The organism is Mycolicibacterium rutilum (assembly GCF_900108565.1).
In the GTDB taxonomy this organism is placed as follows: Bacteria; Actinomycetota; Actinomycetes; order Mycobacteriales; family Mycobacteriaceae; genus Mycobacterium; species Mycobacterium rutilum.
The window spans coordinates 4,179,426-4,191,369 of record NZ_LT629971.1; the positions used below are offsets into that span (position 1 = coordinate 4,179,426).

At 69.0% G+C, this 11,944-nt stretch carries 10 protein-coding genes and 2 riboswitches; of the genes, 2 read left to right on the forward strand and 8 right to left on the reverse strand.

The window, feature by feature from the left end:
- Positions 1–36 precede the first annotated feature (36 nt).
- Positions 37–2,244: a malate synthase G gene (locus BLW81_RS20345; RefSeq protein ID WP_083410695.1), complete on the forward strand. Its 2,208-nt coding sequence runs from the start codon at positions 37–39 to the stop codon at positions 2,242–2,244.
- A 36-nt stretch (positions 2,245–2,280) separates the two neighbouring features.
- Positions 2,281–4,320 (forward strand): substrate-binding domain-containing protein, encoded by a 2,040-nt coding sequence (locus BLW81_RS20350; protein ID WP_083408738.1) that lies wholly within the window; start codon positions 2,281–2,283, stop codon positions 4,318–4,320.
- Positions 4,321–4,401: 81 nt separating this feature from the next.
- Here BLW81_RS20350 and gcvP read toward each other — a convergent pair whose 3' ends face one another.
- The 8 genes from gcvP to BLW81_RS20390 form a co-directional block, all read right to left on the reverse strand.
- Positions 4,402–7,251 (reverse strand): aminomethyl-transferring glycine dehydrogenase, encoded by a 2,850-nt coding sequence (gene gcvP, locus BLW81_RS20355; protein ID WP_083408739.1) that lies wholly within the window; start codon positions 7,249–7,251, stop codon positions 4,402–4,404.
- Between the two features lie 42 nt (positions 7,252–7,293).
- Positions 7,294–7,410: riboswitch (glycine riboswitch) on the reverse strand.
- Positions 7,411–7,508: riboswitch (glycine riboswitch) on the reverse strand.
- A 58-nt stretch (positions 7,509–7,566) separates the two neighbouring features.
- On the reverse strand, positions 7,567–8,199 hold the full coding sequence (locus tag BLW81_RS20360; protein WP_083408740.1) for a MerR family transcriptional regulator: 633 nt from the start codon (positions 8,197–8,199) through the stop codon (positions 7,567–7,569).
- A 217-nt stretch (positions 8,200–8,416) separates the two neighbouring features.
- Positions 8,417–8,911: a bifunctional nuclease family protein gene (locus tag BLW81_RS20365; protein WP_083408741.1), complete on the reverse strand. Its 495-nt coding sequence runs from the start codon at positions 8,909–8,911 to the stop codon at positions 8,417–8,419.
- 60 nt (positions 8,912–8,971) lie between these two features.
- Positions 8,972–9,721 carry a transcriptional regulator FtsR gene (gene ftsR, locus BLW81_RS20370; protein ID WP_083408742.1) on the reverse strand — a complete coding sequence of 250 codons (750 nt, stop codon included), beginning with the start codon at positions 9,719–9,721 and terminating at the stop codon, positions 8,972–8,974.
- 2 nt (positions 9,722–9,723) lie between these two features.
- Positions 9,724–10,203, reverse strand: coding sequence for a glycogen accumulation regulator GarA (gene garA / locus BLW81_RS20375; protein WP_083408743.1), 480 nt, complete (start codon positions 10,201–10,203; stop codon positions 9,724–9,726).
- Positions 10,204–10,335: 132 nt separating this feature from the next.
- Positions 10,336–10,731 (reverse strand): glycine cleavage system protein GcvH, encoded by a 396-nt coding sequence (gene gcvH / locus BLW81_RS20380; RefSeq protein WP_083408744.1) that lies wholly within the window; start codon positions 10,729–10,731, stop codon positions 10,336–10,338.
- A 28-nt stretch (positions 10,732–10,759) separates the two neighbouring features.
- Positions 10,760–11,590 carry a DUF881 domain-containing protein gene (locus BLW81_RS20385; protein ID WP_083408745.1) on the reverse strand — a complete coding sequence of 277 codons (831 nt, stop codon included), beginning with the start codon at positions 11,588–11,590 and terminating at the stop codon, positions 10,760–10,762.
- 12 nt (positions 11,591–11,602) lie between these two features.
- Complete coding sequence (locus BLW81_RS20390; protein ID WP_069416596.1) at positions 11,603–11,935, reverse strand: small basic family protein; 333 nt, start codon at positions 11,933–11,935, stop codon at positions 11,603–11,605.
- Positions 11,936–11,944: the final 9 nt, after the last annotated feature.

Here is an 11,944-nt window from a genome sequence, read left to right on the forward strand (position 1 = left end):
CTGGGTAAGCTGGATCGACAGTCCAAGGGAGGAATGATGACCGATCGCGTGACGGTGGGTAACCTGCGCGTGGCCCAGGTGTTGTACGACTTCGTCAACAACGAGGCGCTGCCCGGGACCGACATCGATCCCGACACGTTCTGGTCCGGCGTGGACAAGGTCGTCGCCGACCTGACGCCGAAGAACGAGGAACTGCTGGCCAAGCGGGACGACCTACAGGCCCGCATCGACAAGTGGCACCGGCAGCGGGTCATCGAGCCGCTCGACGCCGACGCGTACAAGGCGTTCCTCACCGAGATCGGCTACCTGCAGCCCGAGCCGGACGACTTCACCATCAGCACCGCCGGCGTCGACGACGAGATCACCACGACCGCCGGGCCGCAGCTGGTGGTGCCGATCCTCAACGCGCGGTTCGCGCTGAACGCCGCCAACGCCCGCTGGGGCTCGCTGTACGACGCGCTCTACGGCACCGACGTCATCTCCGAGGACGACGGCGCCGAGAAGGGCTCGAGCTACAACCGGGTCCGCGGCGACAAGGTGATCGCCTACGCCCGCCGCTTCCTCGACGGCGCCGCGCCGCTGGCCGCCGGGGCGTGGAGCGACGCGACCGGTCTGCGCATCGACGACGGTCAGCTGCTCGTCGACCTGGGCGACGACAACTCGGTCGGCCTGGCCACTCCCGAGCAGTTCGTCGGCTACACCGGTGAACTGGGTTCGCCGCAGTGGTCGGTGCTGTTGCGCAACAACGGCTTGCACATCGAGATCCTCGTCGACCCCGAGTCGCCGGTCGGGTCCACCGACGCCGCGGGCATCAAGGACGTGATGCTCGAGTCGGCCATCACCACGATCATGGACTTCGAGGATTCGGTCGCCGCCGTCGACGCCGACGACAAGGTCCTCGGCTACCGCAACTGGCTCGGCCTCAACCGCGGCGACCTCACCGAAGAGGTGACCAAGGGCGGCAAGACGTTCACCCGCACGCTCAACGAGGACCGCACCTACACCACGCCCGACGGCGAGGGCGAGCTGACGCTGCCCGGCCGCAGCCTGCTGTTCGTGCGCAACGTCGGCCACCTGATGACCAACGACGCGATCGTCGACGCCGAGGGCAAGGAGATCTTCGAGGGCATCCAGGACGCGCTGTTCACCAGCCTCATCGCGATGCACGGGCTCAAGGCCGGCTCCGACAATGGGGGGGCGAACGGCCCGCTGGTCAACAGCCGGACCGGTTCGGTGTACATCGTCAAGCCCAAGATGCACGGGCCCGAGGAAGTGGCTTACACCGTCGAGCTGTTCAGTCGTGTCGAGGACGTCCTCGGGCTGCCGGCCAACACGCTCAAGGTCGGCATCATGGACGAGGAGCGACGCACCACCGTCAACCTCAAGGCCTGCATCAAGGCGGCCGCGGACCGGGTGGTGTTCATCAACACCGGCTTCCTGGACCGCACCGGCGACGAGATCCACACCTCCATGGAGGCCGGGCCGATGATCCGCAAGGGTGCGATGAAAGGCACCGAGTGGATCAAGGCCTACGAGGACCAGAACGTCGACATCGGTCTGGCGGCCGGCTTTTCCGGACGGGCCCAGATCGGCAAGGGCATGTGGGCCATGACCGACCTGATGGCCGACATGGTCGACCAGAAGATCGGTCAGCCCAAGGCCGGCGCCACCACCGCGTGGGTGCCGTCGCCGACGGCGGCGACCCTGCACGCGATGCACTACCACGAGGTCGACGTGTACGCGGTGCACAAGGAACTCGAGGGCAAGCGGCGCACCAGCGTCGAGCAGTTGCTGACCGTGCCGCTGGCCAAGGAGCTGGCCTGGGCGCCCGAGGAGATCCGCGAAGAGGTCGACAACAACTGCCAGTCGATCCTCGGCTACGTGGTGCGGTGGATCGACGCCGGTGTCGGCTGCTCGAAGGTGCCCGACATCCACAACGTCGCCCTGATGGAAGACCGTGCGACGCTGCGTATTTCGAGCCAGCTGCTGGCGAACTGGCTGCGGCACGGGGTGATCACTCCCGACGACGTGGTGGCCAGCCTCAAGCGGATGGCCGCGGTGGTCGACCAGCAGAACGCGTCGGACCCCGACTTCAAGCCGATGGCGACGGACCCCGATCACAGCATCGCGTTCCAGGCCGCGCAGGAGCTGATCCTGTCGGGCGCCGAACAACCCAACGGCTACACCGAACCGATCCTGCACCGCCGCCGGCGCGAATATAAGGCCGCCAACGGCGGTGCGTGATCCGGTGACCGGTCGGCGTCGCAAGTAAGGGCGGAAGTGGGCAGGCACAGCAAACCGGATCCCGAGGACTCGGCAGGCGAGGAATTCGGCGACCAGCACGACGAATCGGTGACCGAGCGCTTCGGTCACTTCGGCGGCTCCGATGCACCGGACGCGGGTCGCGACGACGAGTTCGACGCGCCCGACTACGGGGACTATCCGGACTACACCGATTCGGCGGACTTCCCCGAAGACGACGACGAACCCGACTTCGGCGAGACCGAACCGGGCGGCGCGACTCCCCCGCCGCGGGTGCCCCCGCGGTCGGGTCCGCAGCACAGCGGCGAGTGGGAGGGCGGCGAATGGACCGGCAGCCACCGCGCCGTCACCGCGGGCCGGCGCGGTGTCAGCGTCAGCGTGATCGCGGCACTGGTCGCGGTCGTGGTGGTCGTCGGTGCGGTGATCGTGTGGCGGTTCGTCGGCGACGCGCTGTCGGACCGCACCAGCGCTGATGCCGCCCGCTGCGTCGACGGCGAGGTGTCCGTCGCGGTGGTGGCCGACCCGAACATCGCGGCGCCGATCCAGACGCTGGCCCAGCGCTACAACGACACCGCCGCCCCGGTCGGCGACAAGTGCGTCAAGATCGGCGTCAAACCCGCCGAGTCCGACCAGGTGGTCAACGGGTTCATCGGCCCGTGGCCGGCCGAACTGGGCGAGCAGCCCGCGCTGTGGATTCCGGGAAGTTCGGTGTCGGCGGCCCGGCTCGAGGCGTCGACCGGCGCCGAGACCGTCGTGGACAGCCGGTCGCTGGTGACGTCGCCGGTGCTGCTGGCCGTGCGGCCGCAGCTGAAGAATGCGCTGGCACAACAGAACTGGTCGACGCTGCCGGGGTTGCAGACCAATCCGACGTCGCTGGATGGTTTGAACCTGCGCGGCTGGGGGGCGCTGCGACTGGCGCTGCCGATGAGCGGTGACAGCGACGCCTCCTACCTGGCCGCCGAAGCAGTGGCGGCCGCGGCGGCGCCCGCGGGCCGACCGGCCGGTGACGGCACCCGCGCGGTCAACACGTTGGTGGCCGGCCAGCCGAAGCTCGCCGACAAGAAGTCGTCGACCGCGATGGGTGCGCTGCTCGACACCGCCGATCCCGCGGCGGCCCCGGTGCACGCCGTGGTCACCACCGAACAGCAGCTGTTCCAGCGCGGCGCCGGGTTGCCCGACGCCAAGAATGTGCTGGCGTCCTGGCTGCCGCCCGGACCGACACCGACAGCCGACTTTCCGACGGTGCTGCTGTCGGGGAACTGGCTGTCGCAGGAGCAGAAGACCGCGGCCAGCGAGTTCGCCCGGTTCATGCGCAAACCCGAGCAGCTCGCCGAACTGGTCAACGCGGGGTTCCGTGTCGAGGGCGCGTCCCCGCCGCAGAGCGACGTGACCGACTTCGCGCCGGTGCCCGCGCCGCTGTCGGTCGGCGACAACGAGTCGAGGGCCACGCTGGCCAGTGCGCTGACGGCGCCGGTCGCGAACCCGGCGGTGACGATCATGCTCGACCAGTCGATGCCCGCCGACGAGGGCGGCCGCAGCCGGCTGGCCAACGTCGTCGCGGCGCTCAACGCGCGGCTGCAGGCGCTGCCGCCGTCGTCGGCGGTCGGGCTGTGGACCTTCGACGGCACGGCGGGCCGCTCCGAGGTCAGCACCGGGCCGCTGAGCGACCAGGTCAACGGCCGGCCCCGCTCGGCCGCGCTGACCTCGGTGCTCGACGAGCAGTCAGCTTCCGGCGGCGGCGCCGTGTCGTTCACTACGCTGCGGCTGGTCTACACCGAGGCGATGGCGAATTACCGTGACGGGCAGAAGAATTCGATCCTGGTGATCACCACCGGCCCGCACACCGACCAGAGCCTCGACGGTGAAGGGCTTCAGCAGTATGTGCGCGGTGCGTTCGACGAGACCAAGCCGGTCGCCGTCAACGTGATCGACTTCGGTTCCGACGCCGACCGCGCCACCTGGGAATCCGTCGCCCAGATCAGCGGCGGTCGGTATCAGAACCTGCCCACCTCGGACTCCCCCGAGCTCACCGCCGCGATCGCCGACTTCCTCGGCTGATACTTCCCCGCCGAGCAGACGCGAAGTGCCCAGAAAACGACCGAAAATGGGACACTTCGCGGCTGCTCGCGCAGGGAAACGTCAGGCGAATGCCTCCACTGGCGGGCACGAGCACATCAGGTTGCGGTCGCCGTACGCGCCGTCGATGCGACGCACCGGCGGCCACACCTTCGGCCGGTAGTTCTTGCCCAGCGGATAGGCGGCCTGCTCGCGGGTGTACGGGTGGTTCCAGTCGTCGACCAGCAGCGACTCCGCGGTGTGCGGCGCACCGCGCAGCGGGTTGTCCGCCGCGCTCCAGGTGCCGTCGCCGACCTTGTCGATCTCGGCGCGGATCGCGATCATCGCCTCGCAGAACGCGTCGACCTCGGCGAGGCTCTCGCTCTCGGTCGGCTCGACCATCAGCGTGCCGGCCACCGGGAAGCTCATGGTCGGGGCGTGAAATCCGTAGTCCGCCAACCGCTTTGCGACGTCGTCGACGGTCACGCCGGTCTGCTTGGTGATCGGGCGCAGGTCGAGGATGCACTCGTGGGCGACCATGCCGTTTTCGCCGGTGTAGAGCACCGGGTAGTACTCGTCGAGGCGGCGGGCGATGTAGTTGGCCGACGCGATCGCCGTCAGTGTCGCCGCGCGCAGGCCGCCTGCGCCCATCATCCGGATGTAGGCCCAGCTGATCGGCAGGATCGATGCCGACCCGTACGGCGCCGCCGACACGGTGTGGTCGTCGCCGAGTTCGTCGGCGAGCGGGTGGCCCGGCAGGTACTTCGCCAGATGCTCGCGCACCGCGACGGGCCCCACGCCGGGGCCGCCGCCGCCGTGCGGGATGCAGAACGTCTTGTGCAGGTTGAGGTGGCTGACGTCGCCGCCGAACCGGCCCGGACGCGCCAGACCCACCAGCGCGTTGAGGTTGGCGCCGTCGACGTACACCTGGCCGCCGGCGTCGTGCACGGCCGCGCAGATGTCGGCGATGTCGTGCTCGTACACCCCGTGCGTGGACGGATAGGTGATCATCAGCGCCGACAACCGGTCGGCGTGATCGGCCACCTTCGCCCGCAGGTCGTCGAGGTCGACGTCGCCGTTCTCCCGGCACGCCACCACCACGACCCGCATCCCGGCCAGCGCCGCCGACGCCGCGTTGGTGCCGTGCGCGCTCGACGGGATCAGGCAGACGTCGCGATCCGGTTGGCCCCGCTCGGCGTGATACGCCTGGATCGCCAGCAGGCCCGCGTACTCGCCCTGCGAACCGGCGTTGGGCTGCAGCGACACCGCGTCATAACCCGTGATGTCGACCAGCCACTTCTCCAAATCCGCGATCAGCTTGCGCAGACCCGGCGTGTCAGAGGCCGGCGCGAACGGGTGCTGCCTGCCGAACTCCGCCCAGGTGATCGGTTCCATCTCGGCGGCCGCGTTGAGCTTCATCGTGCACGACCCCAGCGGAATCATGCTGCGGTCCAACGCGATGTCCTTGTCCGCCAGCGACCGCAGGTAGCGCATCATCTCGGTTTCCGTGCGGTACCGGGTGAACGCCAGATGGGTGAGGAACTCCGAGGTGCGCGTCGTGATGCGCGGGCCGTCGAACTCCGTGTCGACCGGCGCCGCCGAGAACGCCGACAGCACCGCCTCGACGTGCGCGGCCGTCGTCGCCTCATCACACGACACCGAGACGTGGTCGTCGTCGACCAGCCACAGGTTGACCCCGCGCGCCTTGGCCGCGTCGCGCACCGCGGCCGCCCGGCCGGGCACCCGCGCCAGCACCGTGTCGAAGAATGCCCGGTGCACCACCTCGACGCCGGCCTCGGTCAGCCCGGCAGCCAGCGTCCGCGCGTGCCGGTGCACCCGCTCGGCGATACCGGTCAGGCCGTCGGCGCCGTGATAGCTGGCGTACATCGCGGCCATCACCGCCAGCAGCACCTGCGCGGTGCAGATGTTGCTGGTGGCCTTGTCGCGGCGGATGTGCTGTTCGCGGGTCTGCAGCGCCAACCGGTACGCCGAGACGCCGTCGGCGTCCACCGACACCCCGACCAGCCGGCCGGGCAACTGCCGCGCGTGCTTGGCGTGCACGGCCAGGTAGCCGGCATGTGGGCCGCCGAATCCCATTGGCACACCGAATCTCTGGGTGCTGCCGAACGCGACGTCGGCGCCGATCTCGCCGGGTGGGGTGAGCAGCGTCAACGCCAGCAGGTCCGCGCCGATCGCGACGAGGGCGCCCCGCTCGTGCGCCTGGGCGACGAGCTCGGCCCAGTCCACCACCGCGCCGGATGCGCCCGGCAGCTGGGTGATGACGCCGAAGAAGTCGCCGTCGGGCAGCCCGTCGCGCAGGTCTGCGGTGACGATCTCGATGCCGAGCGGTTCGGCGCGGGTGGCCAGCACCGCGGCGGTCTGCCGGTACAGGTCGGCGTCCACGGCGAGCCGGTTCGACCGATTTCCCTTCACCGCCCGCTGCATCAACGTCATCGCCTCGGCGGCGGCAGTGCCCTCGTCCAGCATCGACGCGTTGGCGACCTCGAGCCCGGTCAGGTCGGTGACCATGGTCTGGAAGTTCAGCAGCGCCTCGAGCCGGCCCTGGCTGATCTCCGGCTGATACGGCGTGTAGGCGGTGTACCAGGCCGGGTTCTCAAGAACGTTGCGGCGCAACACCGGCGGGGTCAGCGTGTCGAAGTAGCCCTGCCCGATCATCGACACCGCGACGGTGTTCGTGTCGGCCAGCGCCCGCAACTCGGCGAGCGCCTCCTCCTCGGTGGCCGGTGGGGGCAGCTGGTCCAGCCCGGGTGCCAGGCCGCCGGCCGACAGCGCGTCGAGGATGTTGGCGGGCAGCGCCTTGTCGGCGAGTTCGTCGAGGGATCCGACGCCGATGGTCTTGAGCATGACCGCGACGGCGTCCGCGTCCGGGCCGATGTGGCGGTCGGCGAAGTTGGGCTGGTGGTGATCGAACACTTCGGGTTACTCCAGACGCGTCGGGCGCAGAAACCGCTGGGTTCCTCCCCCTCTGTCGTCGACCCGTCGCGGGCGCCTGAGAGATTCGGCGTCCGCACCGGTGCGACGCGCCTTTCCCCATGGGCGGGTGAGAGTGCTCACCGCTTTCCAGAGGCATCGGGGTCTCGCGCGGTCCGGGTGCCTGAGAGGTTGACGGAGAGGTGTTGCTCCTTCGGCGTCCGTGACTGGCCGCCACGAAACTCTCCCGCACGAGTGCGATGCGTTGACGATTCTACCGGCGAGCGGACGCAGCGTCGCACTCAGCGGGTCAGGAGGTCAGCCGATCTTGCGGTCGCGGTGCTTGCGTCGCGACGCCAGTTCATCCTCGGGCGCGGCGATCGACTCGCCGCCGTCGGCCCGCTCGCCGGGGAAGTCGGCGATCGCGCCGGTCAGCTCGCGCATGGCACCGGACACGGCGATGCCGAACACGCCCTGCCCGCCCTGCAGAAGGTCGACGACCTCTTCGGCCGACGTGCACTCGTAGACGGTGGTGCCGTCGGAGAACAGCGTGATGTTGGCCAGGTCGCGCACCCCGCGCTGGCGCAGGTGGTCAACGGCCACGCGGATGTTGTGCAGCGAGATCCCGGTGTCGAGCAGCCGCTTGACGATCTTGAGGACCAGGATGTCCTTGAACGAGTACAGCCGCTGGCTGCCCGAGCCGGCCGCGCTGCGGATCGACGGCACCACCAGTGAGGTGCGGGCCCAGTAGTCGAGCTGACGGTAGGTGATGCCGGCGATCTGGCAGGCGCTGGGCCCGCGGTAGCCGACCAGTTCGTCGGGCACGGAGTTGTCGGGGAAAAGACCCGCCTGCACGGGCTCAGCGGCCTCCGTGGTGGCCGTCGGTGCGGATTCAGCGGGGCCGCTCGCAGCAGTGAGATCCAGCTGCTCCTGACGTGGCGTGTCTCCCACTTCTAGATTCCTCTCGCCGATCGAACCCGCGTCTGTGAGCTGCTGGGCGCACATTTGCCAAGCCCGAGTGTGTCGAGCATACGCTTCTCGCCGATCCTTCGACTGCTCATCAGTGGTCCGGCCCCCAAAGTATGGCTGCCCGAATCGAGGTTGCGGAAAACCCGCCCCGCGTGTCGAGGCCGACGAGACGTATCCGTGACAAACCCGCAGGCGGCGTTCAGGTTGCCTTGAAGTCGTCCGGCGAGACGCTGTCGAGGAACTCCTTGAACTTCTCCACCTCGTCCTCGCGCACCGCGCCGGCGGCCTCGTCGTCGTTCTCGTCGGGGATCAGCAGTCCGGCCTCGGCCAGCACCGCCTCCTCGACGTAGATCGGCACCCCGACCCGCAGCGCGATCGCCACCGAGTCCGACGGCCGCGCCGAGACCTTGATGTCGCGGTCGAAGATCAGGTCGGCGTAGAACGTGCCTTCCTGCAGGTCGACGATCCGCACCTCTTTGAGCGAATGACCAAGCGCGGCAATGACATCTCTGATCAGGTCGTGGGTCAGCGGACGGGCCGGTTCGACGCCCTGCTGTTCGAGCGCGATGGCGGCGGCCTCCGACTGGCCGATCCAGATCGGCAGATACCGGTCGCCATTGGATTCCCTCAGCAGCAGGACCGGCTGGTTCTGGGGCTGTTCCACGCGAATGCCGACAACACGAACCTCACCCATATGTGTCTGCCCTCCGCACCGATGAAGCCAGCCTGAAAGTCACCATTTCGAGTCTAATCCTCAGCGATCCAGTACGTCGCGCACAGCCGACTTGATCAGCGACGTGTGCAGTGTGATCGCCAACGCGGCCACCTCGCGGGCCAGGTCGTCGGCGCGGTCGCGGGCGCCGGCCTTGCCGGCCTTGACGACCGGACCGGCGATCTGCGCGATCAGATCGGACTGCCGGTCGGCCGCCGACCGGAACGCCCGCAGGTGCCGGGGCTCCACGCCGTAGTCGGCGAGTGCCCGCGCGCACTGTGCGATCACCACGGAGTGCTCGTCGAAGAAGATCCCGCCGCCGCCCTTCGACGACGGCGTGATCACTCCGGCCTTGACCAGCGCGTTGAGCAGGTCCTCGGGCACCCCGGACCGGGCGAGCAGATCCTCCCGCGACAGCCGCACCTGCGTCGGCGCGACCGCGGCGACCTCGTGTTCGGCCTGCTCGCGTTCGGTCACCGGAACCAAACGCGGTACGCCGTAAGCGGATCCGCTCTGCGGGAGTTCCCCGTCGGGCAGCGCGTCGAGCTGCGCCTTGATCACCTTCAGCGGCAGGTACTGGTCGCGCTGGGCGGTCAGGATGAACCGCAGACGCGCGCAGTCGTAGGCGGTGAACCGCCGATAGCCCGACGCAGTGCGCTCAGGGGTGACCAGGCCTTCGGCCTCCAGGAACCGGATCTTGGAAATGGTCACGTCCGGGAAGTCCGGTCGCAGCAGATCGAGGACCGCTCCGATCGACATCCCAGTGAGCGCGGGAGTGTCGGGGGCTGTCACTACTAGCTGCCCGGACCGCTGTCGTCGCTCTTCGGGCCGGTGAGGAACACCAGGCGGAACTTGCCGATCTGCACTTCGTCACCGTTGGCGAGCACCGCGGAGTCCACCGGTTCCCGGTTGACGTAGGTGCCGTTGAGGCTGCCGACGTCGACCACCTGGAACTCGCCGCTTTCGAGCCGGAACTCGGCGTGCCGGCGGCTCACCGTGACGTCGTCGAGGAAGATGTCGCTGTCGGGGTGCCTGCCAGCCGACGTGGTCGGCTGGTCGAGCAGGAAGCGTGAGCCTGCGTTGGGGCCACGCTTCACCACGAGCAGGGCCGAGCCGACCGGGAGGCCCTCGACGCCGGAGACGGCGCCCTCGGTGCCTGCCGCCGCCGGAGCGTCCAGCTCGTTGAGGAAGTCGGCGCGGAATACCGATGTCGTTTCCACGGTGACTTCGTCAGACGTCTGGTCGGCTCCAGAGTTCTGGTCGTTTTCCGTCACCCGCTGCTCCTAACTGGCTGCTGTGGCGATACCGCGTCTGATGTCGACCGTACCGCGCGGTGGACGTCGTTGTGCCCACCACCGCCGGATCCGCCCTAGTTGGCGTCCGGTCTGCAAAACCCTAACAACTCGTCATTCGGTCACTGTCTGGCGGTAGCCCTCGGCATCGAGCAGGCCGGACAGCCCCGCCTCGAGCGCCGCGGCGTCGGCCTGCAGCTCGACCAGCCAGCCCTCGCCGTACGGGTCGGAGTTGACCAGCTGCGGATTGCCCTCCAGATCACCGTTGACCGCAACGACTTTCGCGGTGATCGGCGCGTACAGGTCCGACACCGACTTGGTGGACTCCACCTCGCCGAACGACTCCCCGGCCGTCACCTCGGAGTCCACGTCGGGCAACTGGACGAACACCACGTCGCCGAGCGCGGACTGCGCGTAGTCGGTGATCCCGACGCGCACGGTGTCGTCACCGGTGCGCAGCACCCACTCGTGCTCCTCGGTGTAGTGCAGGTCGGCTGGGATCTCGCTCACGGCGCTCCTCGTTCGTCGGCGGTGGGGCTCACTTGACTGGCTGAGCGTATTGGCGCTGTTTCGGTTGCCGCAAGGCGGTCACGTCCACCCGGTCGGCCTGCTGGACGGTCATCGTGCCGCCCACCCGTTCGACGCTGTCCATCGCGCCACCGGGAATCGTCATCGCGGCCGCCAGCGTGGGTGGATCACCAATCGCCAGAACCGAATACGGCGGGTTCATGGTGACCTCGTCGATCACCAGCGCGCCCGGGCTGCCGACCACCCAGGTGTCGACGCCGACACGCACCGCGGTTTGCCGGTCCCCTGTGTCGCCGCGGATCTCCATCGCCTCGGCGCCGGCGTTGCGCAACTCGTTGATCACGTCGAGCAGCGTTTCGGCCGGCACCCCGGGCGTGTCGTCGGTGATGGTCAGCGTGACACCCGGGCCGGTCGCGGGCACGGTGCCGATCAGGATCGACAGCGCGGCCAGCCGGGCCTGGGCGTTCTCGATGGCGGTCTGGTCGCTGCTGCCGGACGCCTGCAACTGCGCCAGCGTCCGCTGCAGGTCGGCCACCTCGGTGTTGAGCGCCGCCTCGCGCTGCTGCAGTGAGTCGAGCAGCACCAGCAGGTCGGCGGGTCGCGCGGTCTCCAGGTTGTCGCCGGACTCGTTCTGACGCACCTGGGTGACGATGCCGATGCCCAGCAGCACGCACAGCAGCACCGCCAGCGCGCCGAACACCACCTGGGTGCGGCCGCGGCGCACCACGCCGTTGACGCCTCCGCCGTGCAGGTCGCCGATCTCGGGGGCGGGCTGGTCCGGCGGCAGTTCGTGGCGGCCGTGATGCTCGGGATCGGACCGGTGCGGGGTGTGCTCACTCATGTCGACACCTGACTATGCGCCGAACAGCCTGCGCCGCAACGCGGCTGCGTTACCGAAGATGCGGATGCCGAGGACGACGATGATCGCCGTCGACAACTGGGTGCCGACGCCGAGCTGGTCGCCGAGGTAGACGATCAGCGCGGCGACCAGCACGTTGAACACGAACGAGACCACGAACACCTTCGAGTCGAAGATCCGCTCCAGATACGCCCGCAGCCCGCCGAACACGGCGTCGAGCGCGGCCACCACCGCGATCGGCAGATAGGGCTGGACGAACTCCGGCACGTCGGGCTGGAACACCAGCCCGAGCACGATGCCGACGACCAGTGCGGCGATTCCGATCATGTGTCTGGT

Coding starts and splice junctions, on each gene's coding strand:
- BLW81_RS20345 (WP_083410695.1), top strand. CDS start 37: ATGACCGATCGCGTGACGGTGGGTAACCTGCGCGTGGCCCAGGTGTTG.
- BLW81_RS20365 (WP_083408741.1), bottom strand. CDS start 8,911: ATGGGTGAGGTTCGTGTTGTCGGCATTCGCGTGGAACAGCCCCAGAAC.
- BLW81_RS20385 (WP_083408745.1), bottom strand. CDS start 11,590: ATGAGTGAGCACACCCCGCACCGGTCCGATCCCGAGCATCACGGCCGC.
- BLW81_RS20390 (WP_069416596.1), bottom strand. CDS start 11,935: ATGATCGGAATCGCCGCACTGGTCGTCGGCATCGTGCTCGGGCTGGTG.